Genomic DNA, 23,215 nt, shown 5'->3' with positions numbered 1-23,215 from the left:
CAGCGGCGGATCGGATGATCCGCCGCTGCCGGTCAGCGGGAGAGAAAATCTCCAAGGGCTGCAAAAAACCCGTCAAAATCATCCCAGGGGATCATGTGTCCGGCGTTCGGCACGCGGACGATCTCCAGCGCCGGCAAGAGCGCGCGCGCTTCGTCCTCGTCCACCTGTTCGATCACACCGCCACGGCCAGCCACCATCAACAGGGCGGGCTGCTTCAGCTTCGGCAGATCAGGAAAGATGTCATCCTTGTGGAAGTCCTCGAACGCGGTGACGATGGCCGGCTCGTAGCATGTGTGCAGCCATTCGGCACGCAGCGTCAGCTGTTCGCCAGTCCAGGTCGGGCAGAATGCCTTCATTCCCTCAGCGTCAATACCCTTCAGCGCCAGCCGGATGCTATCAACATACCATGGCAGCTTGCTCGGATAGGCCCGGCGGCCGGGTCCGGAGACCGGCGGATCGATCAGCGCCAGGCGCGAAAAGGCCAAGGGAGCGGCAACCGCCGCACGGATGGCAATGCGCGCGCCCATCGAATGACCGAGCAACGCCGGCCTGGAAAGCCCAAGGGCCGCCGCAAACCCGACGACGTCTGCCGCCATGGCGTCCAGACCATAGTCGAGATCCGGACCTGTCGAGGACAGGCCACGTCCGCGCACGTCGAGCACATAAACGTCATACCGTTCGGCCAGCCGCTCAGCGACAAAGCCCCAGGTGATTGCCGGGCTGGTGATGCCGGGGATCAGGATAACGGCAGGGCCTTTGCCGCCATAGCGCAGGTAGTGCTGGCGGATCCCGTTGGCAAAAACATTCGCGCCGTATAGCGCCTGCCCGCTCATGCCGCAGTCTCGCTCTTCAGCGGCTCGGCATAGATGTCATAGCCATAGACCCAGGACGGATCTTCCTGGTTCAACAGGAACGTATTGGCATTGGAAACGGTCTGCACGCGCGTCGCGCGATCACGGCGATTGGCTTCGTAAAGCTTGAAGGCCGTATTGAAATCACTGATGCCGGTTTCCTGCAGGCAGCGGGTGAGCATGGCCGCGTCTTCGATGGCCATGGCCGCACCTTGCGCCATATGTGGTTTCATCGGGTGGCAAGCATCACCGAGCAGGACCAGGCGGCCCTTGCTCCACAAAGGCAGGGGATTGCGATTGAACAACGGCCATTTGGTCACCGTGTCGGTGCTTTCGATTAGCGCCTGAATGATCGGGTGATAGCCCTCAAAGGCTGCCGCCATCTCCTCACGGCTGCTGTCGACAAATGCCGAATCGAACTCCCAGGCCGGATGCGGAACGCCCGTGACATAGTAATATTCGTCGCGCCGTGCCGTTGTATAATAGACCATCATATGACGGTCCGGGCCCCACCATTTGACGCAATCTTCAAAGGTCAGATCGTATTTTTTCAGTTTGTCCGAGGATATCAGCGCGCGATGTCCGACCCAGCCGCTGTAATTCGGCTTTTCCTCGCCCAGAAGCGTTTCGCGCACCCTCGAATTGATACCGTCGGCGCCAATGACGATATCGGCGCGAATTGACGTTCCATCTTCGAATTCGACCAGCACATCCGTGCCGTTATCATCGACGCGTGACAGCTTCTTGCCGAAATGCAAGGTGCCGGGCTGAAGCGCATCACATTGGATCGCTTGCAGATCGCCGCGATGAACCGTGCAATAGGTTGCGCCATATCCCTCAAGCGGAATGCGCGAGCGATAGTCGCCGGTAATGCCGTCGCGGCTGAACCAATGGGACGGCGTGCTGCTGATATCGATGACCTGCCGGTCGACGCCGATGCGCTCGAAGATTTTCAGGACATTCGGTCCCATGTGAATACCGGCACCGAGGCGGGAGAAGCTGGGCGCCTGCTCATAGACATTGACATCAAAACCGGCATGCTGAAGCAGAGCACCGGCAACGGCGCCGCCGAGGCCCGCGCCGATAATCGCGATCTTTTCATTTTCCTTGGACATGGCGACCCCTCTATCCGTCTTTCGACGTGTTGTTCTCAGAATTGGATGATCGGCATAATTTGTAGCGTATACGCTTTAAATAGCAAGCACCAGGCGTCAGTTTTTCTCGGCTTTGCAATTTATAAATCAAAGCCTACCGGGTTTCTCGCCGTTTGCAACGGTAAAATTTGACTTGCCAGCTTACCATATGAAGCGTATACGCTTTTTATATAAAAATAAGGGGCAGCAGATGCGTGATGTCGGTGACAGTCGCATCGTTATGAGGAACAGGCACCACAAAGGGGCCAGCCTGATAGCGATCGGTCCGGGTGCAAAAGGCTTTGGCCGAACCGCTGACGCGGCGCCGGAGCAGGTGCCTTGACGCGGCCCGTTTCCGTTTCATTGACTGTAAACGACGCCCTCTGGCACGTTGACGCCAAGCCGGAAACACCGCTCCTCTATATTCTGCGCAACGACCTTTCCCTGAACGGCCCGAAATACGGCTGTGGCCTGGGCGAATGCGGCGCATGCGCTGTTCTGGTTGACGGCCGCCCGGTGCGCTCCTGTACCGTGCCGCTTGGCGCAATCGGGACGCGGCGCGTGACTACGCTCGAGGGGCTTTCGGTGGCCGGAGATCTGCACCCGGTGCAGCGCGCCTTTATCGAGGAAGCGGCGGCGCAATGCGGCTATTGCCTCAACGGCATGATCATCGCTACGGTCGGACTGCTCAAACGCAATGCCGATCCTGACGAAAGCGATATTCGCGAGGCACTAAAGCATCATCTTTGCCGGTGCGGCACGCATCTTGAGATACTGGCCGCCGCGCGGCGCGCCGTTGCCTATGCCAAGGCGGAGCTAGCACATACGACAATGACGGACGGCACGACGGAGGTTTCGCCATGACCCTGCACCGCGAAACACCCAAATCGGCCTATATGGCCGCCGCCGAGATGCTGCTGATCGTTTCCGATGTGGAACTGGGCGACGCGGCCGAGCTTTTTATCGCCATCGGACCGGATGGGCGCGTTATGGCGTTCAATGGCCACGTCGATCTGGGAACGGGCATCCGGACGTCGCTGGCGCAGATCGTCGCCGAAGAACTCCATGTCCCGTTCGAGCAGGTCGATATGGTGCTTGGAGCAACATCGGCCGCCCCCAACCAGGGCGCGACCATTGCCAGCGAAACCATCCAGATCACCGCCGTTCCCCTGCGCCATGCCGCAGCGACCGCAAGGCGTCACCTGCTTGTCAGGGCGTCGATGCGGACCGGCACGCCGGTCGAAAAGCTCATCCTGGACGACGGCATCATTCGCGCTGCGACCGGTGAAAACTGGAGCCTGAGCTTTGCCGATCTCGTCGCCGGCGCGCATGTGCGTCTGTCGATCGACGCTTCTGCCGAACTCAAACCGGCCTCTGCCTATACGATTGTCGGCTCCTCGCGTCCGCGCGTCGATATTCCCGCGAAAGCGACGGGGCGCTGGACCTATGTGCACGACGTACGCGTACCCGGCATGCTGCATGGCCGCGTCATCCGCCCGCCCTATGCCGGCTTTGATCATGGCGAGCATGTCGGCAACAGTCTGATCTCCATCGATGAGACATCCGTTGCCGGTATCGACGGCCTGGTTGGCGTGGTCGCCATCGGCGATTTCGTCGGGGTTGTCGCCTTGCGCGAGGAAATCGCCATCGAAGCGGCAAAGACACTCAAGGTGGTCTGGCGTGCCGCGCAGGAACGCCCGGACCTCAACGCACCGGAAGCAGCGCTGCGCGCCAATCCTTCGACCCCGCGCAAGCTTGCCGATCGCGGCAATGTCGATATGGCGCTCGCCGGCAGCGCCCAGCCGATGAACCGAACCTATGTCTGGCCCTACCAGATGCACGGATCAATCGGACCGTCCTGCGCCGTGGCAGACTATCGCGACGATGGCCTGACCGTCTGGTCCGGGACGCAAAACCCTTTTCCCATGCGCCGCGACCTCGCCCTGCTTTTGGACATGCCCGAAGACTTGATCCTCGTCGAACGGCTTGAAGCGGCCGGATGCTATGGCCGGAACTGCGCCGACGACGTCACCGCCGATGCAGCCCTTCTATCGCGCGCTGTCAAAGCGCCGGTCAGGGTACAATTGAGCCGCGAGCAGGAACATGCCTGGGAGCCCAAGGGGGCAGCACAGATCATGGACGTTCGCGGCGGCCTCGATCTGGAGGGCGGCCCCTCGGCCTATGATTTCGAAACACGCTATCCCTCAAACCTCGCCCCGACCCTGCCGCTCATCCTCACCGGCAAGGTGCCGCCGGTCTCAGACGTGGTGCAGATGGGCGACCGCACCGCGATCCCGCCCTATGCCTATGGCAATCTGCGCGTCACCGTGCATGACATGCCGCCGATCGCCCGCGCCTCCTGGTTTCGCGGTGTTTCGGCCATGCCCAACACCTTCGCGCACGAATGCTATGTGGACGAACTGGCGGCCGCAGCCGGTGTCGATCCGATCGAATACCGGCTGCGCTATCTGCAGGATCCGCGCGCGGTCGATCTGGTCAAGGCACTGGCCGAGCGGGCAAACTGGGTGCCGCACACCACATGGGGTACGCTGGGCGGCGAAGGCGATCTTCTCTACGGTCGCGGCTTTGCCTATGCCGTCTATATCCATGGCCCCTTTCCCGGCAAGGCGGCGGCCTGGGCCGCATGGGTCGCTGATGTCGCCGTGAATACCAAGACCGGCGAGGTGGCGGTCACGAAAGTGACCTGCGCGCAGGATTCCGGGATGATGATCAATCCCGATGGCGTCCGTCACCAGATCCACGGCAATATCATCCAGTCCACCAGCCGGGTGCTGAAGGAAAAGGTGGAGTTTTCATCGACAGCCGTGACCTCGAAGGAATGGGGCGGCTATTCGCTCATCACCTTCCCCGAAGTCCCCGATATCGATGTCCTGATGATCCCACGGCAGGACGAGCCGCCGCTTGGCGTCGGCGAGTCCGCATCCGTGCCCAGCGCCTCGGCCATCGCCAATGCCGTCTATGACGCAACCGGCATCCGTTTCCGCGAATTGCCGTTGACGCCGGAACTGGTGCTGGCCACGCTGAACAGCGGCAAGAACGCGGCATCGCCGGCCGAACCCGCAAAGAAACGCAGATGGTGGACAGTCGGTCTGTCCGCCGCAGGGGCCGTCGCCGCCCTTTCGGGGATTGTCACCATGGCCTCGCCATGGCGCCCCGCGATCGGCACGATCCCGACACCCGACAGCAATGTCTATAGCGCTGCAACGATCGAACGCGGACGCATGGCTGCTGCTGCGGGCGCCTGCAATGTCTGCCATGCCGGCCCCGACGGAACCCCGTTCGCTGGCGGACGGCGTTTCGACACGCCGTTCGGCGCGGTCTATGCCACCAACATCACCCCTGATGCGAAAAACGGTATCGGCGCCTGGTCCTACCCTGCCTTCGAGCGCGCCATGCGCGAGGGTATCAGCCGCGACGGCCATCACCTCTATCCCGCCCATCCCTATACATCGTTTGCCGGCGCAGAGGATGCCGACCTCCAGGCGCTTTATGCCTATATGATGACGCAAAGTCCGGCTCCCGATAAGCCGCCGGAAACCAAGCTGACGTTTCCCTATAATATTCGCGCGATGATGGCTGGCTGGAATGCCCTGTTTCTGAAGGCCGAGCCGTTCCGCTATGTCGAGACGCGCGATGCACAATGGAATCGCGGCGCCTACCTGGTCGAAACCCTTGGCCACTGTTCGGCCTGCCATACGCAGCGCAATGTGCTGGGTGCGGAAAAGACCGGCAATGCCCGCTTGTCCGGCGGGTTTGCGGATGGCTGGGAAGCGCCCGCGCTCAACACCTTTGCGAAAGGCCCTGTCGGCTGGACGGCCGACGCCTTCTACGACTATCTGCGCACCGGGCATTCGCGCGACCACGGCAGTGCCGCTGGCCCGATGGCGCAGGTGGTCGATGTCATGCAGCCGCTTCCCGATAGCGACATCCGCGCCATGGCCAGCTATCTCGCAAGCTTGAACGAGGGGACCGAACCCGCCGTCGCCGCCGCCCAGAGAGAGGCTGCCATTGCCGCGAGCGAAACGGCCAAGTCCACCGCAGCTCTTTTGTCGCCCAAGGGCGAACGGATCTTCAACGGGGCATGCGCGACCTGCCATACCGGCAACACCATCCTGCCGTCGCTGGCGCTGAACAGCAACCTGCATGCCGATACGCCGGATAACATTCTGCAGGTCATATTGCACGGTGTCGAAGCACCGGCCATCCTTGCCAAAACCAGCGGACGCGAAGCGCCGGAAGTCATGTCTATGCCCGCTTTCGGCGATACGTTGAACGAGGACCAGATCAAGGATCTCGCAGCCTATCTTAGGGCGCGTTTTGCGCCGGGAAAACCGGCATGGACAGATACGGCAGGCGCCATGCAGCGCGTAACGGCGGCGAGCCACTGAAGGAGCGGGCAACGTGCAGCAGTTTGAGACCGGCATCACCGCACGCGGGCTCTTCGAGAGCGAGGGCATTTTTGTCAGCGGCAGTGCGCGACACGCCGCCGTATCGAACACGCGATCGCTTTATGACGTTATCCCCACTGTGCCTTTCTGCGCCATCATGACGGATGATCCGGAAACGATCTTGAACTATGCCGCCGAGCGTTTTGAGAAAGAAGGAAAAAGCGCGCTGGTAACATTGGTCGACATCCGCGGCGGGTCCGCACGCGCGCTTGGCGCCCAGATGGCTGTTGGTATGGATGGTGGCTATTGCGGCTATGTCTCGGGCGGCTGCACCGAGGCAGCCGTTGCCGCCGAGGCGGTCGATGCGATGAAGCGGGGAGCCGACCGGTTTCTGCTTCTTGGCGAGGGATCGACCTTTTTCGACATCCAGCTTCCCTGCGGTGGCGGTATCACGCTTGCCATCCACGTTTTGAAAGACGTGGGTCCGCTTCGCCGTGTGCTCGCCAGTCTTCGGTCCCGTAAGGTGGGCGCGCTCTGCTACGACGCCGTGAAACAGAGCATCACGGATATCGAGGACACGGAAAACGGTGCATCCTATATTCGCCGCTACAGACCGCGCCCACGACTGGTGATCTGCGGCCGAGGCATCGAACTGGATTGCGCAACGCGGGTCGCACGTCACACGGGTTTCGAGACGTTTGCCTTTGACGGACAAGCGGAACCACGATTCGATGAAACGCTTGTTGATGCCGACACCGCAGTCGCGCTGCTGTTTCACGATCTCGCCCAGGAACTGCCATTCCTGAAAGTCGCACTGCAACGCAATCCTTTCTATATCGGCACGCTGGGCAGCAAGCGCACGCATGAAAAGCGCCGTGAAGACTTGCGGAAACATGGATATAGCGATCACGATATGGATCGCATCAAGGCCCCGATTGGCCTCTTCGGACCGGCCCGTGATGGAAATGCACTGGCGCTGTCCATTCTCGCCGATGTCGCTGCGGCGCGCTCCACCATGAAGTTCAACGGCAATGTGTGATCATATGCAGATCACAAACCGGGCGCTGTTTGCAAATCCGACGGCTGCCTTTCGCCCGTCGGCCTATTGGTTCTGGCATTCCATTCCCGACGAAGCCATCTGCCGCGCGCAGCTGGCTGATTTCCAGGCAAAAGGGATCGGGACGATCCTCATTCAGGCCCGTCTTGCGCTGCCGCGCGAAGACTATCTGTCGCCTGATTATCTCGCCGCCTATCGATACGCTGCCTGCATTGCCGGTGAGCTCGGCCTGAAACTGGGCATCTATGACGATTATAACTGGGTCAGCGGTCATGCCGGAGGACGCACGGTTGATGGCTGCGATGCCGTGCGCGAACGGCACCTGTTCTGGTCGTCAACATCCGCATCTGAAGGCACGATCAGCGGCATCCATCCGCCTTTCGTCGAGACAATGGGTCCGGATATTCTGGAGTGGCAATATGAGGCGGGCAAGGTCGAGTGGTGCGACTGGACGGTCGAGGCCGCCGTCCTGCACCCCGTTTCAGGCATTGAAACTCTGGAGGCGATCTCCGATGTGACGGCGCAAATCATCATCACCGCAAGCGACGCTGTATCCTGTGCCTATGCCTTTGATGGCCGGATCGAGGCGGGTCAGGCGCTCACTGTTTTCATCAGCGCCCGCTCCTCGACGTCCCGCCTGATCAACTACCTGCTGCCGGAAGCGGCTGAGCGCTTTATAGACGTCGGCCTCAATCCGCTCGTCAAGACATTGGAGGGTCTGTTGCCGGACCCGGTCGCCTTCGTATTTTACGACCAGCCGGCGGCAGGCTTTTATCGCTGGGACCAGATGTCCGGTGATCTCGGCAACAGCCTGCTTTTTGCACCGGCATTGCAGGAAACAATGGCGCACCGAACCGGCGTGTCCTTTGCGAAAGTCCTTCTGGCGCTGCTCAAAGATATCGGCAGCGGCACGCTACGGCTGCGGGCAGAATTTTACGCCGGATATTCGGCTTTGATGAACGAAGCCTTTTTCGGCACCCTGCGACGATGGTCCGACATGCACGGCATCGCGCTGACCGGACACGAAATCCTGCCGCATATCGCGTCATGGTCGCTGAACGGCGGCTTTACCAGCATCGATCCGCGCGTGGCGCCAGCCGTCGATTTCTTCGGGATCGATGCCTATCGGCATGAAACCGCCGTGGATTCCAACAATTTCAGTGCGCAACTGGCGCCGAAACTCGGCGATTCCGTTGCGCGCTCCAATGGGCGTAGCCGCTGCATGGTCGAAACCTATGCCAGCGCCGAACGGACCACCCGGCGTGCCGCAGGCCAATGGGAACTGACGCTGGAAACGGCACGCGCACAAGCGATCCGCCTGCATTGCCTTGGCATGCGGCAATTCATCTGGCACGGCGTCTATCAGACCGATGGCCGCGACAATGACCCGACGCCGTTCGTCAATCCGAGGTTCGATTTCGCTCCCGGCATCAACTTCGAGCCATGGTGGCACTATCACGATCTGTTTGCCGGCGAGACCGCCCGGATTTCCGTCTTCATCGAACCGGCCAAACCACGCACGCCGGTTGCCATTCTCTATCCGCTCTACACCGCCTTTGCGCAGGGACCGCGCAACGGCCACGCAACGCATATCGGCGCATGGTGCGAACATCTTCTCGCGCGGGGATGCGATTTTATGTTCGTGAGCGAGGCCGATCTTGCTGCTGCAACAATCGAAAACGGGAAGCTCATCGCATCGGGGCTGGTTTTCGATGCCGTCGTGCTGCCGTCCGTAACCGTGCTTGAAACTGTCGATACCTTGCGGACACTGGAGGCTTTCAAGACAGCCGGCGGCGCGATCTGGTCATCCGGCGAACGCCTGTCCGTCATCTGCGACAGCGACGCGCCGATGACGTGTTTTAAGGTTTCCACGCATATCGAAGGGCATCCGGACAGCCGGGATATTGCCGCTCTGGTGTCGTCCCTTCCAGCCGAGGGGCCGAAAGTCGAGAGTGCTTCAGGCGGCAAACCATGGCAGTGGATCGGATATGAGGCGGACGGCTGGTGGAGACTTGTGCTGTTCAACGACGGATCGGACAAACTTGCCGTTGAAATCTCATATGGCTGTGGTTTTGAATCCGAGCAATGGTCGCCGGCGGATGGCGTGATCCATGCGCCGGTCAATCTTGAACGGTCGCTGGTCGTGCTCCAGCCGCACGAGGTTCGATGCATCCGGTTGCGCGAAGCATCCGAGTTCGTGGCGGATCAAGCAGCCACGCAGACCGGGGCCATTCACGATCCTGGGGAAACGATATCGCTTGCCGATGGCTGGCGTTTTTCTCCCGCGCTTGACGCGGATTTCCAATCCATCTCTGTCGATGCGGGCTGGGAAACGCAAGGGTTCGCGGATTTTTCCGGCACGGGCATTTACCGATGCTCCCTGACGATAGCAACGCAAGGCGATTGGCTTCTGGAATTGCCGCAGGTGGAAACAGCTGTGACCGCGTTTCTTGACGGCCAAGAGATCGGGCGCCGGGCTTGGCGGCCCTACCGGTTTGCGCTTAGCACTCTCAGCCCCGGCACGCACAGTCTGGAGCTTCACGTCGCCAACACCGCAGCAAACCGCTATTACAGCCATACGCCCTATCGCGGCGATACCGCAGATAAAAGCGGATTGACCGCCGCACCAAAACTCATCCCGCTTTCAAACTGACCGGATAAGAGCCATGCCAAAACACTCGACAATCCCCCTGATGCGCGCCTGGAACAGCTGGTCGGACCGGCCAGCCGAAATGGTTTTCCTGCCGCTTGGAGTGCGGATCACGCCGGTGCTCTATTCCACGCGCAGCAAGACGACGTCGGCGATCGAACCCCGGCGCAACCCTGTCCGCCTGGGACGTCACGCCATCGACGGCTCGACGATCGAACTCGAAACGGACCACACCGGCACAACGGTCGCCTTCTCCTCCACGAAAACGGATCCATTTGCCGTTTGCGGACGCTGGGAGGGAACGGTATCGGCTGAATGGGGCCTCCGGTTCTGGGTGACGCTGGCGATTTCATCCGATGGCGGCGAGATTGGTGTCTATGACGGCGGTGGCAATACAACCCTCCTGAAGATCGGCACCCGGTTTGTGGCTGTGGTCACCGCGCAAGCGCCGGTCCACGTCACCGGTCATGAGACGATCGAAGCGCTGCGCGTCGATTTCGAGGAAAACGGATATTTTTATACCGCAACCCGCAGCAACGAGGCACCTGTCATTGCGCTGCGCTTCAATCTCGAAATGATGCGCAAGGGCGCATACGCTGCCGCCGTCGCCGACAGTGCGGGCCTTGCCATCGCAAAAGCGCGCGCCTGCCTTGCAGAACAGATGCCGGCGCAGATACCAGATGCGCAGACAGGTCTGTTTCATGGGTCGCTTGACGCGGTTCGCGATGTGGTCGCCTGGAACACAATCTGGGACGACACCAATGCGCGGCCTTACACCGCAGTGACCCGGATCTGGAACCTCGGAAAATTTGCGGTCTGGTACAACGACCAGCTGTTCGCAGCACTTCTGGCCGGTGTTTTCGATGCGGACCTCGCGCGCGAAAACATGGCGACAGCCATGGCCAGCGCCACGCCGCAAGGCAATATCGCCTGCATCGTCACCTCCAACGATGCCTGGGTCGATCGCAGCCAGCACCCGAATGGAGCACTCGTCGCCTGGCAGCTTTATCAGCGCACCGGCGAACGCTCGATGCTGACAGCGAACTATGATGCGCTGGCCCGCAATCAACGCTGGTGGTGGGAAAACCGTGATCCCGATGCGTTCGGCCTCCTGTCCTGCGGCACCTCCAATGTCGGCGAAGGCCTCTACAAAGGGACTGCGTTCGGTGCCCGCAACGAGACAGGCATGGACAATTCGGCGACCCATGACGAGGCGATCTACGACCCCGTCACTCGCACCTTGTCGACGTTCGATCTCGGATTGAACTGCGCGGCCGCACTCGATGCCGAAATGCTGGCGAACATGGCCACGGTGCTTGGGAAGCATGCGGACGCACAGGAATTTACGCAGATTGCAGAACGCTGCCGGACGCTGATTTCCGAAACATTGTGGGATGAGAGCCGCGGTCTCTTCGCCAACCGCCAGCGCAATGGCGGCTTCGTGCGCTCGCTGTCACCCACCAGTTTCTACCCGTTGCTGTGCGGAGCGGCCACGCCGGAGCAGGCCGCGCGATTGCTGGAGCACTTAAGCAACGAGGCGACGTTCGGCGGCGATTTCGTCCTGCCGAACGCCACGCGCGACGACCCCGCCTTTGCCGACAACGTTTATTGGCGCGGGCGCATCTGGCCGAACGTCAACTATATGGTTTGGCTCGGCCTGCGCCGTTACGGCTTTATGGCAGAGGCGAGCAAGCTCGCCAGCCAGAGCTATGAACTGTTCATGACATCCTGGAGCAAGGACCGCATCGCGTCGGAGAATTATAACGCGGTGACCGGCGAGGCGATGGACCAGGGCGATACCGATCCCTTCTATATCTGGGCAGCAATGCTCCCGCTGATGGCGGCGGGCGAAATCATCGATTTCGATCCCTGGTCCGGGTGGACTGTGCGCAATACGGGTGAGGACCTGTCGATCGGCCCCATGCTATGCCCGGCGGGGACATTGCATGTCTCCGTAAACGCTACCGTTCTGTCCATGACGATCAATGACCGGATTGTGCTGCAGACGGACCTGCAGACGAGCTTGTCTCAGATCGAAATCGGCGCCGGACGGTTTGCCTTCACCATCGCGCCCGTTGCCAGCGGCGGCTTTATCGACCTGGGAGGCATCCAGGCGGGCAACGCCACTGTTGCCCGTATGGACGGAACCGTCATCCGTCACGACACAAACGCCGGAGGCATTCGCGTTGAGATCGCGGAAAGCGCTGACGTGCAACGCCTGGAGGTCTATTTTTCGTCTTAGGATGCTTCGATGACACTAAGAAGACCTTGACAGAAAAAGATTCATCCATAATAGTTTGTATACAAATAAAAAATGAAAAGACTGACGTTAAGATCAGAGGGTTTGAACTGAGGACTGAATTGGAAAACCCAAGTTTTCCGCACAGGTCCCGCATCGCGACTTGAAATGCATTGTTGGCTCGGATGTTTTGTTCCGCTCTTGTTCGGGACAGGCCTTGTCTTGCGCTGAAAATCGACATCGCGGTCACGATCACTTCCCTGATTTTACTTTGTACACAAACTATTATGGCGCGTTTTTCGCGCTGACGCTTCGGCTCTGCCGATCCCGTTGAGATCGATGACTGCGGTCACGATCACGTGCAACTGTGTATTTTCAAGAGGGGTGCCAAAAATGACAGAGATCACTAGACGCAATACTTTGAAACTGATGACCACAGCGCTGCTTTTAGCGGGCGTCGGCTTTTCCAGCCTGCCGGGCAAGGCCTTTGCGGCCGGCACCATCACGGTCCTGAACTGGCAGGGATACGGCACCGACGAAGCCTGGTCCCTCAAGGCTTTCACCGAAAAGACGGGCATTGAAGTCGTGCACGATTATTACAGCTCCGAATCGGAAATGCTGACAAAGCTGCGCACCAATCCAGGCACTTATGATCTGGTCGTTCTGAATGCGGCCCGCTGTGCACAGGCCGTCGCCGAAGATCTGCTCCAGCCGATCGATTTCACCAAGGTCCCGAACGCCAAGACCGTCGATGACAACCTCCTGTCCAATCCGAACTTCAGCAAGGACGGCAAGGGCTATGCGGTTCCCTGGGTCTGGGGCATGACGTCGCTTGCCATTCGCGAGGGCATGCCTGTTCCCGATAGCTATGCCGCTCTGGCCGATCCGGCGTACAAGGGCCGTGTCGCCATGGACGACGACGCGATCATCAATGTCGGCGTTGGCGCCCTGATGAGCGGACAGGACATCAACGATCCGAAAGATCTGGCCGCTGTGACTGCAGCGCTGAAGTCGATCAAACCGAACGTAAAGCTTCTATGGTCGACGGAAGATCAGTGGAACAAGTCTTTTGCAGCCAAGGAATTCGACCTGTCGCTGTTCTGGTCCGGTGGTTCCGTTCGTTCCAAGCGCAATTCGAAGCTGCCGGTCACCTTCGTCGTTCCAAAAGAAGGCGGCATCGGTTGGGTCGATGGTCTCGGCATTCCGGTATCGGCTCCGAACGCCGAGGGCGCGCTTGCCTTCGCCAACTGGATGATCGATCCGGCATTCTACGTCGAATGGGCAACCAAGGTCGGCGCTCCGGCGTCTTCCAACTCGGCTGCTCTGGAAGCCCTTCCCGCTGACGACCTCAGCCGCCAGGTGCACAAGCCGGAATATCTGAAGACGATGGGCATCGTATCAGGAATTCCGGATGACCGCCGCGAAGCCTTCAACAATGTCTGGCAGGAAGTGAAGGCTTTCTATGCAGAATGATCAGCTGACATTGGCGTCAGCGCGCGGACCTTCGGGTCCGCGCAGCCAGCGCTCGCTCCCGTCATGGGTCTCGACGACGGCCCTGCTCATGCCGACCTATGGCTGGCTCACGATTGCGGTTTTTCTGCCTCTCTTGACGATGTTCGCCTTCAGCTTTTTGTCGGCAACGCCGATGGGCAAGGCGCCGATCGTATTCACGTTCAAGCAGTACCGGGCCTTCATCGATCAGCCCTATCTGGTCGGGATCGGCATCACGTCGCTTTTGATCGGCTTCTGGACGACGCTGTTTTGCGCCATTCTCGGCTTTCTCGCCGCCGTTGCGCTGGTGCGCTCGACCTTCGGCAAGACGCGCGAAATGCTGCTGATCCTGATTCTCCTGCCGTTTTGGACCAACGGTCTGGTCCGCGTCTTTTCCTGGACGATGGTGCTTCGCGAAAACGGCTTTCTGGACAGCCTTTTGCACATGGTGGCGCCTGAAGCCGGATCGATCGGTTTCCTTTACACGCGCTATGCCATCGTCGTCGGCCTTGTTCACGGCTACCTGCCCTATATGATCCTGACCTGTTATATCGCGCTTTCGACGATTGATGACGCGATCATCGCGGCAGCCGCAAGCCTTGGCGCGCGCTGGTGGACCATCCTTTTCAAGATACTTCTGCCTCTGGCAGCTCCCGGCCTGATTTCCGGCGCCGTGCTGACCTTCATCCCGGTGATCGGCTCGTTCATGGAGCCCCGTATTCTCGGCGGCCGCGTCGGCGTGACCATGGGGACGGTAATCGAGGATCAGTTCACGCAGGCCTTCAACTGGCCGCTCGGCGCATCCCTGTCGTTCACGCTGCTCGCCGTGGTGCTTGCCATTTTCGCAACCTTCTCCGGCGTCCTGCGCCGTGGCACGGCACTGTGAGGAGACGCTGATGACATCGCTTGGCCGCTTCTATCTCATCGCCATCCTGGTTTTTCTCTACACCCCCATCCTCGTGATGATGGCAATGGGCTTCAACGCCTCACTGCTCTATGAGCTGCCCTTTTCGTTTTCGACCCAATGGTATGAAGCGCTCTGGAGCAATACGGTTCTTCTGAAGGCGGGCTTCAACAGTATCGTCATCGCCACCATCACCGCCGTTCTGGCAACGGCGCTGGGAACGATGGCATCGGTGGCGCTGTCGCGGCGCACCTTTCGCGGCAAGAGCCTGCTGCAACTGATGCTGCTCCCGCCGATCGCCATTCCCTGGCTGATCACCGGCACTGCAATGCTGATCTTCTTTTACTGGAGCGGGATCGGCCGTGGCATGCATGCGCTGTTGATCGGCCATGTCGCACTGGCCATCCCCTATGTCGTCCTCGTTGTCGGCACGGGCTTCAAGACGATCCGTGCCGATCTTGAAGAAGCCGCCATGAGCTTAGGCTCGACGCCGGTCCATGCCTTCTTCTCCGTGACGCTGCCGTTGCTCTATCCCAGCATTCTGGGTGCGGCACTGTTTGCCTTTGCGGTTTCGCTCGATCAGTTCGTGATTTCCTACTTTCTCGCAACGCCCGGCTACACGACGCTGCCGGTGCAGATCTATTCCTCGATCCGCAAGGGCTTCACCCCTGAAATCAATGCGATCTCGACCGTGCTTCTGCTCGGCTCCATGACCGTCATCCTGATTTTTGCGCGCTTCGCCAAGCCCGGAGACACAAGTGACAAACGTTAAAGTCGATTCCGTCGCCAAGACCTATGGCACCACACCGGTTCTCGCCGATATCACCACCGAGTTCACCGAAGGCTCCTTCACCAGCCTTCTTGGACCATCGGGCTCGGGCAAGACTACGCTGCTGCGCATCATTGCGGGCTTCATCAAGCCGGACCACGGCGTGGTGATGATCGGCAATAAGGATGTCACCGATGTCCCGGTCTGGGGCCGCAATATCGGCATGATGTTCCAGTCCTACGCCCTGTTTCCGCATATGACGATCGCCCAGAATGTTGCCTTCGGCCTGGAGCGGCGCGGCATCAAGGGAGCAGCCGCCCGCAAGGAAGTCGACCGTGCCCTGGAGATGGTACGCCTCCCCGGCTTCGGCGACCGCACGCCCAAGCAGCTGTCCGGCGGCCAACAGCAGCGCGTCGCCCTGGCGCGCGCCATCGTCATCAAGCCGAGCGTGCTCCTGCTCGACGAACCGCTATCGGCACTGGACCGGAGACTGCGCCAGGAAATGCAGGTGGAACTCCTGCGCATCCAGCGCGAGAGTGGCTTGACGACCATTTTCGTCACGCACGATCAGGAAGAAGCCCTGACGCTGTCGGACAAGGTCGCCATTCTCGACAAGGGCCGCATCGTCCAGATCGGCGAACCGGAAACGGTCTATGAAAAGCCGCTGACCCGCTTTGCCGCCGAATTCCTCGGCGATTCCAATTTCCTCAGCGGAACCGTCGAAAACGGCGCCGTTCGCCTGGCGGACGGCTCTCTGGTCAAAAGCACGAGCCCCCTGCCATCGGCGGGTTCCACCGTGACGCTTGCCATACGCCCGGAGAAGATGTCGATCTCGCCGGGTCAGGCCGGTGAAAACACCATGAAGGCGCGCATCACCACCGTCATCTATGCGGGCCCGGTGCTCTCCTATCATCTGGAAACGGCCGATGGCCTGCCGCTCAAGCTGTTTGCGCAGAACCGCGACGGCACCGTGCTCAGCGAAGGCGACGACATTACCCTGAGCTGGGCTGCCGACCACACTGTCGCAGTCGCGGATTGATCATGGAAACGGTCCCGTTCTCAAAAAATACCTTGCATCTCGTCATCGATATGCAACGCCTCTTTGCCGAAGAAACCGAATGGCACACACCGGCGATTGCCGTCATTCTTCCGAACGTCCTGAAACTTTCGAGAGCCCGGCCCTCGGATACGCTGTTCGCACGCTTCGTCGTTCCCCAAAATGCCGATGCTGCAAAAGGCGCGTGGAAAACCTATTACAGGCGATGGTCGTCCGTTACGCTCGATGCGATCGATCCGGCCATGCTCGGTCTCGTCGCGCCGCTGGTGGCGATCGCGGATGACCGCTCCGTCGTCGATAAGGAAACCTACTCGATTTTCGGCTCAAAAGGGTTTTCCGAACGGCTGCAGGCCGCAGGCATCGATACGCTGATTTTCTCCGGCGTGGAGACCGATGTCTGCGTCTATGCCAGTGTGCTGGATGCGGTCGATGCGGGCTACCGCGTCATACTCGCCGCCGATGCCCTGGCCAGCAGCAATGTGCAGGCGCATAACGCCGTTTTGGAGACGCTCGTCCCCAGGCTCTCGGATCAGGTCGAAGTTTTATCGACGGACGCTATTCTAAAGCTATGGCAGGCATGACTTGAGACACGGCCCACGGACTTCGTAGCGCAGCATGATTGAGGGATCCGGATGGATGTTCCGTTAAAAGACAAGTCTGGTTTGCCAGCCAGTGCGCCGCCATCAAGCGCGCAGATGAACGGCGGCCAGACGCACTATACGCTCGGTGAACAGATCGGTTTTTATCTGCGCCAGGCCAACCAGCGCCATGTCGCCATCTTTGCCAGCCTGATTTCGGAAAAGCTGACGACCACCCAATGGGCAGCGCTCGTGAAGCTCAAGGATTTGCAGCCATGTTCGCAAGGCAACCTGGGGCGCGAAACGGCGATGGACATGGCGACGATCAAGGGCGTCGTCGATCGCCTCGTCAAGCGCGGTCTCGTCCACACCGAACCGGATCCGGCAGACGCACGCCGGCTGGTTTTGACACTGACGGCGGAAGGCGATGCAACGGTTGATCGCAATCTTTCGATTGCCTTGGAAATTTCGCAGGAGACTCTGAGCACGCTCACACCGGCAGAACGGATGATGCTGATGGAACTGCTTCAGAAGATCTGTTGATCTCAGCCAGAATTTGAAGAGACTTTGATGGTTCAGGACACTCATGGCGATCTGACATTGCTTGCCGATCAAATGACGGCTGCGGAAAAGGCCGATCTTTTGAGCGGCCGGGGCCTTTGGAAAACGGCTGCCATCGAAAGACTCGGTATTCCCTCCATTCTGATGACCGACGGCGCCTATGGTGTGCGATACTCGACCACGCAGATCGACGCCGGCGATAGCGACGACAACAGCCTGCAAGGGTTTCTGGCGCTGGTCAACCAGCAGGCTGATGACGCAGGCACCATGTTTGGCACGACGCGGCCGGCCACCTGTTTTCCCAATGGCAATCTGCTCGGCTGCTCCTGGGACCTGGACCTAGCTTACCGCATGGGGGCTGCCCTTGCGGCGGAGTGCCAGAATTTCGGCGTCCACCTGCTGCTCGGGCCGGGGATCAACACGCGGCGCACGCCGCTTGCCGGCCGTGCCTATGAATATTATTCCGAGGACCCGGTCATCAACGGCGACCTCGCCGCAGCCTTGATCTGCGGCCTGCAGGATAACGGCGTCGGCGCATCGCTGAAACATTTCGCCTGCAACAATTCCGAGATCGACCGCACCACGACCAGTTCCGATGTCGATGAGCGTGCCCTGCGCGAAATCTACCTGGCCGGCTTCGAGCGCGCCATCGAAAAAGGCAAGCCATGGACTGTCATGAGCGCCTATAATCCGGTCAACGGCATTCATGCGACGCAAAACGCATGGCTGTTGACGACGGTGCTGCGCGAGGAATGGGGCTATGACGGGCTCGTTCTCTCCGACTGGCATGCGATCAAGGACAGGCCGGCTTCGCTCACAGCGGGAACTGATCTGGACATGCCGGAAAGCAAACCGCGCAAGGCGCAGCTTCTTGCTGCAATTGAAACCGGCAAAGTCGACCGGGAAACAGTTGACGCAGCCTGCGTGCGGGTGCTCGAGCTGGTCCAGCGCTGCAAAGCGAACGAGAGGCCGGGCATTCCGGTTGATCTCGAAGATCACCACACGCTCGCCCGCGAGATTGCAGCAGAATCGATCGTTCTGCTGCGCAACGAAAACGCGGCTTTGCCGTTTGACGCGACCGCGTCACCCCAAATCCTGGTCGTGGGAAATGGAGCAATCGCACCGGTCATCCAGGGCTCCGGCTCGGCGACCACCAATCCTTACCGGGTCGATATTCCCTTCGAGCAGATTTGCAAAAGAGCGGGCGAACACTGCACCATCCGTTACATGCCGTTTGACGTTGACGACGCGACAGCGATAGCATCCGCCATCAATACAGTTTTGCATGCGTCTGAAGACAGCGATGCCGTCCTGATCTTCAGCGAAAACGCCAAGAGCCGCAACGGCGAAGGCAATGATCGCGATACGCTGAAACTGTTGAGAGGCCATGATGACCTCATCAGCGCCTTAGCAGCTGCCGGCCGGCGCGTTATCGTCGTGCTGTCGATACCGGATACGGTGGAGATGCCCTGGCTTGATGAAGTGGATGCGGTTCTCGTTTGCTTTTTCCCCGGACAAGGCGGTGGCGAGGCCATCGCCGGCGTTCTTTTCGGCGACCAGAACCCGTGCGGCAAACTGTCGGCCAGCATGCCCGTCCGCATCGAGGATATCCCCGGCTGGCACACCTATCCCGGCGACCACGGGCGCCACGTCTATAGCGAAGGCATTTTCGTCGGATACCGCTACTACGACCTGAAGGCCATCACACCGGCTTTCCCCTTCGGACACGGCCTGAGCTACACCGAGTTTTCCTATGAAACCATGTCTCTCGACAAGGAAGTGATCACACCCGGCGGGAGTTGCACCGTCACCGTCACCATTCGCAATACCGGGAAGGTTGCCGGCAAGGAAATTGTTCAGCTCTACATACAGCCCGTCGAGCCGGGACTGAAACGCCCGGTCCGGGAACTGAAGGCGTTTGCCAAGGTGCAACTGGAGCCAGGCGAAGCAAAAACGGTTGAACTCACTCTGCAGCCGCGCGATTTCCAGTATTTCGACGTCGCGCGCGCGCAATGGGTGCTGGATGCAGAGACCTTCATCATCGAGGCCGCTGCATCGTCACGCGATGTGCGCCTGAGCCAAACGATCGCCTGCAAATCCCAAATCTTTCCTCCAGAAAAACTCTCCCCTCAATCCCCCCCGTCACTGGTCTTTGCCCATCCGGAAGCGGAAACGGTTTTGGGAGATTTCCTCAAGTTAAGATTATCGCTTTCTGACGAGGAGGCTGTTGCCATTTTCGACAAGGTGCGCGGGTCATTCCTCAGCTTCTACGATACATTGAGCTGGTTTGTGGGTGATAGCGTCCCGGAAGGTGAAATCGCCATCGTGCTTGAGAGGCTGAACGAGATGCAGGAATAGCCATCGTATCTACCAGCGATCTGTGCACGGCCTGAACGCACAATACCGCCTCATCCTTCCCAGAATCTGCTCCCGTCGCGTACATTCCTTTGACCGTCAATCCCGCCGTGTCGCTGCACGACACGTGCCTTACCGCGCCGCATAGTATTCAACACCCAACAACTGCGCTGCCATAGTCACAAAACAGTCGTGACCTTGCGGGTACACATCGTGAGCCCGACCTTCTCAAGGTTTTTCATGATTATACGAGCCCAGGAGGCTAGATGACCGTCGCCGCATGTTATCTCTATCGTGGCGGGCGGCGGATTGAAGCTGTGCCGTTCGAGGCGGCTTTCGTCCCGGCTATGGACAACGAATTCATCTGGATCGGGCTGCATAAGCCCACGCGGGACGAGCTTCTATTGCTGCAAAGCCGTTTTGGGCTTCACGAACTTTCCATTGCCGACGCGCTCAGTTCGTTGCAGATGCCCAAGCTCAGTGTTTATGACGATCAGCTGTTCGTTATCGCAAAGACGGCGCAGCTTGCGGGTGACAGCATCGCCTATGGCGAAACGGCGATTTTCATCGGCAAGCGTTACATCATCACCGTCCGCAATGGCTCGGAGCGCGGCCATGGCGAATTGCGCCACCGGCTTGAATCGTCGCCTCAAACGCTTTGCCACGGCACGGATTACATTCTACATGCCATTCTCGACTTCATCATCGATGGTTATCTGCCTATCGTGCGCACGATCGAGGATGCCGTTCTCGACATGGAACGCAAAATGCTCGACGCGTTTCTTGATCGCAACCAGATCAAGCGTATTTTCAAGTTGCGCCGGGAGGTCATCCTGTTTCAGCGGGTGCTCGACGCAATGCTCGATCTCTGCGGCAAGCTATACCATCTCGATTTGCCGTCAATCGACAGGGAAGCAAAGCCCTATTTCCGCGATGCGCTTCAGCACATGCATCGCGTCGAAACGATGGTTGCAAGTTTGCGTGATGTGATCACCTCGGTGTTCGAAGCGAGCAACCTGCTCGAGCAGCAAAGACAGGGCACCATCACCCGGCAACTGGCGGCCTGGGCCGCCATTCTCGCCGTTCCAACGGCGATCGCAGGCATTTACGGGATGAATTTCGAAAACATGCCGGAGCTGAAAACGACCTACGGCTATTTTGCCGTTCTCGGGATTATCACCATCATGTGCATCGCCCTTTTCATCCGCTTCAAGCGTGCTCGCTGGATCTGATAGGCTAGGAGAAACAGCTGATTGTGGGGCCGCTGGAAGTTCCCCTGAAGCTGCGTCGATCGGAAGATTGCATTGTCATAGCGGCGGGATCGTCACTCTTCAAAGCAAGACGTGGCATCGTCCGGTCGGACGATGCCACGTTTGGAAATTGACGGGAACAGCCTTACTCGGCGGGTACCGGGGTCAGCCCACCCTCGTTCAGCGGGGGACGGGCCTGTAGCTCCCGTTTCGGGGAAACCCGTGAGAGAACACTCTGCCGGTTGACGGACTTGCGCTCCTCATCGATGCAGCGGATCAGGATTTCCGCCCGTTCGACGGAACCGAGAAGCGCCAGGATCGTCCCGCGTTCTGCAGCGCCTGCATTCGGCCCAAGCGCCAATGTCCGGTCCCGCAGTTCGGTGACGGATGGAAGACTGACATGTCCGGCCGGCATGGACGGGCGAACCACGCCATAGTCCGGCATGATATCCTGCAAGGAAGCGTCGAGTTTGCTCAGCGCCAGGTCAACGATCAAAAAGGCGGGATCGCTGAATTTTTCACGCTTCACGCGCCGGGCGACCTGATGCATCGATTCCGTCAAAGCCGCCGTGAAATCTGCCTCCTCGATCAGGCTGGCGACCAGATCAAGCTGTTCGTAGGGCAGATCCTCTTTCATCAGCAATGCGGTGTAGTCCCGGATGTCACGGCTGAGAATATCGGTTGCGAGATAGTGTTCGCCCGGATCCGATGGCGCCGACTTGGCGGACCGGGCGATATCCAGAAACATCGCGCCGGCTTGCAGATGCCGTGCGGTTTCCTGCTGCACGGCCGGCACAGCGCGTGCAAAATCTCCGGAAAGCTTACGGTCGAGGAATTTCGGCGTCGAATAGTCTTCCGCATCCTCGGCATCGGTGCGGCCGATACGCGACAGGACACGGTCGAAGACGCCGACGAACGGAAACAGCAGCGCAGTGTTGAAGACATTGAAGAAGGTGGAATAGAGACCGACGGCTACAGGAACCAGCGGGAATGTATCCTTGCCTTCGATGACCACCGCGACGCCCGGATCGCCGCCGAACCACTGCATTGCCCAGGCGAGGATATCGATCGAGACGAAAAACAGCGGGACGGTTATGCACACGCCGATGATATTGAAGGACATATGGGCGTAAGCGGCGCGTTTGGCGTTCTTCGACAGATTGATCGAGGCGATCCACGATGTGATCGTGGTACCGAGATCAGCACCCAGCGAGAAGGCAACCGCCGTCGTCCAGTCGAGCACACCAGCCGCACCAAGACCCATGACAATCCCGATGGTCGCGGACGACGAGTGGATCATGGCCGTGACAGCGGCGGCGATCAGCACGCACTTGATCAAGTTATAGTAGGAGTCAGCGGTCAGCGTCGATAAGACGGCCATGACCTCCGGTATGTTGCGCAGCGGGCGCAGACCGCCGGTCATCAGATTGAGGCCGTAGAAGATTAGTGCAAAACCCATGCAGGCCAACGCGATGTTGCGGACGCGTTCGTTCTTGGCAAAGCAATAAACGAGCGAGAAAAGACCGGCGAAAATTAACCCGAGCGGTCCGAGCGGCAAGGCGATCAGGCCGTTGCCCAGCGTCGTGCCGATATTGGCGCCCATGATGACGCTGATGGCCGGCCGCAGGCCGACCACGCCGGCATTGACAAGGCCGACAACCATGACCGTCATGGCGGTCGACGATTGAATGACGCCCGTGATCAACGTTCCGGCAATGACACCCTTGATCGGTGTGCCCGCAGCCTTCGCAAGAAATGCGCGCATCTTGTTGACGGAGAGCGCCTGAATGCCGTTCGACATAAATTCCAGGCCAAGCATGAATATCCCAAGCCCGCCGATGACAGGCACAAGAATATCCTTGAAAATGTCAATGTCCATTACGCCTTAACCCCCTTGGCGCCACGATGGCG

The 23,215-nt window shown here is 59.6% G+C and carries 16 protein-coding genes; 13 read left to right on the top strand and 3 right to left on the bottom strand.

Translation table 11 applies throughout. The features are described from left to right. Window positions 1–32: 32 nt before the first annotated feature. Window positions 33–833, bottom strand: coding sequence for an alpha/beta fold hydrolase (locus PYR65_RS21570; RefSeq protein WP_276121517.1), 801 nt, complete (start codon window positions 831–833; stop codon window positions 33–35). Continuing rightward, window positions 830–1,966, bottom strand: a complete 1,137-nt coding sequence (locus PYR65_RS21565) for an FAD-dependent monooxygenase (protein ID WP_276121516.1) — start codon at window positions 1,964–1,966, stop codon at window positions 830–832. The genes PYR65_RS21570 and PYR65_RS21565 overlap by 4 nt, the downstream gene beginning before the upstream one ends. A gap of 357 nt (window positions 1,967–2,323) precedes the next feature. On the opposite strand from PYR65_RS21565, the gene PYR65_RS21560 reads away from it, so the two are divergent. The 13 genes from PYR65_RS21560 to PYR65_RS21500 all read left to right on the top strand — a co-directional run bounded on the left by PYR65_RS21560 (window position 2,324) and on the right by PYR65_RS21500 (window position 21,286). Beyond that, on the top strand, window positions 2,324–2,848 hold the full coding sequence (locus PYR65_RS21560) for a (2Fe-2S)-binding protein (protein WP_276121515.1): 525 nt from the start codon (window positions 2,324–2,326) through the stop codon (window positions 2,846–2,848). After that, a complete protein-coding gene (locus tag PYR65_RS21555) occupies window positions 2,845–6,393 on the top strand; it encodes a molybdopterin cofactor-binding domain-containing protein (RefSeq protein WP_276121514.1) in 3,549 nt (1,182 codons plus the stop codon). The genes PYR65_RS21560 and PYR65_RS21555 overlap by 4 nt, the downstream gene beginning before the upstream one ends. Window positions 6,394–6,406: 13 nt before the next feature. Further along, complete coding sequence (locus PYR65_RS21550) at window positions 6,407–7,432, top strand: XdhC family protein (protein ID WP_276121513.1); 1,026 nt, start codon at window positions 6,407–6,409, stop codon at window positions 7,430–7,432. Window positions 7,433–7,436: 4 nt separating this feature from the next. Continuing rightward, window positions 7,437–10,103: a carbohydrate-binding protein gene (locus PYR65_RS21545; RefSeq protein ID WP_276121512.1), complete on the top strand. Its 2,667-nt coding sequence runs from the start codon at window positions 7,437–7,439 to the stop codon at window positions 10,101–10,103. 13 nt (window positions 10,104–10,116) lie between these two features. Next, entirely contained in the window at window positions 10,117–12,342 is a 2,226-nt protein-coding gene (locus PYR65_RS21540; protein ID WP_276121511.1) for an MGH1-like glycoside hydrolase domain-containing protein, read from the top strand. Window positions 12,343–12,732: 390 nt separating this feature from the next. Then, complete coding sequence (locus tag PYR65_RS21535) at window positions 12,733–13,812, top strand: ABC transporter substrate-binding protein (RefSeq protein ID WP_276121510.1); 1,080 nt, start codon at window positions 12,733–12,735, stop codon at window positions 13,810–13,812. After that, a complete protein-coding gene (locus PYR65_RS21530; RefSeq protein ID WP_276121509.1) occupies window positions 13,802–14,716 on the top strand; it encodes an ABC transporter permease in 915 nt (304 codons plus the stop codon). The genes PYR65_RS21535 and PYR65_RS21530 overlap by 11 nt, the downstream gene beginning before the upstream one ends. Before the next feature lie 10 nt (window positions 14,717–14,726). After that, window positions 14,727–15,506, top strand: coding sequence for an ABC transporter permease (locus tag PYR65_RS21525; protein WP_276121508.1), 780 nt, complete (start codon window positions 14,727–14,729; stop codon window positions 15,504–15,506). Then, complete coding sequence (locus PYR65_RS21520) at window positions 15,493–16,542, top strand: ABC transporter ATP-binding protein (protein WP_276121507.1); 1,050 nt, start codon at window positions 15,493–15,495, stop codon at window positions 16,540–16,542. Before PYR65_RS21525 ends, PYR65_RS21520 begins: the two co-directional genes overlap by 14 nt. A gap of 2 nt (window positions 16,543–16,544) precedes the next feature. Then, entirely contained in the window at window positions 16,545–17,141 is a 597-nt protein-coding gene (locus tag PYR65_RS21515) for a cysteine hydrolase (protein WP_276121506.1), read from the top strand. Between the two features lie 51 nt (window positions 17,142–17,192). Continuing rightward, on the top strand, window positions 17,193–17,681 hold the full coding sequence (locus tag PYR65_RS21510) for a MarR family winged helix-turn-helix transcriptional regulator (RefSeq protein ID WP_276121505.1): 489 nt from the start codon (window positions 17,193–17,195) through the stop codon (window positions 17,679–17,681). Between the two features lie 27 nt (window positions 17,682–17,708). Next, complete coding sequence (locus tag PYR65_RS21505; RefSeq protein ID WP_276121504.1) at window positions 17,709–20,057, top strand: beta-glucosidase family protein; 2,349 nt, start codon at window positions 17,709–17,711, stop codon at window positions 20,055–20,057. A 263-nt stretch (window positions 20,058–20,320) separates the two neighbouring features. Then, on the top strand, window positions 20,321–21,286 hold the full coding sequence (locus PYR65_RS21500; protein ID WP_276121503.1) for a magnesium and cobalt transport protein CorA: 966 nt from the start codon (window positions 20,321–20,323) through the stop codon (window positions 21,284–21,286). 163 nt (window positions 21,287–21,449) lie between these two features. Here the strand turns inward: PYR65_RS21500 and PYR65_RS21495 are convergent, their stop codons facing one another. Further along, entirely contained in the window at window positions 21,450–23,183 is a 1,734-nt protein-coding gene (locus PYR65_RS21495) for a Na/Pi cotransporter family protein (protein WP_276121502.1), read from the bottom strand. Window positions 23,184–23,215: the final 32 nt, after the last annotated feature.

This window comes from Pararhizobium qamdonense (assembly GCF_029277445.1).
In the GTDB taxonomy this organism is placed as follows: Bacteria; Pseudomonadota; Alphaproteobacteria; order Rhizobiales; family Rhizobiaceae; genus Pararhizobium; species Pararhizobium qamdonense.
This window is presented reverse-complemented; position numbering and strand designations above follow the sequence as displayed.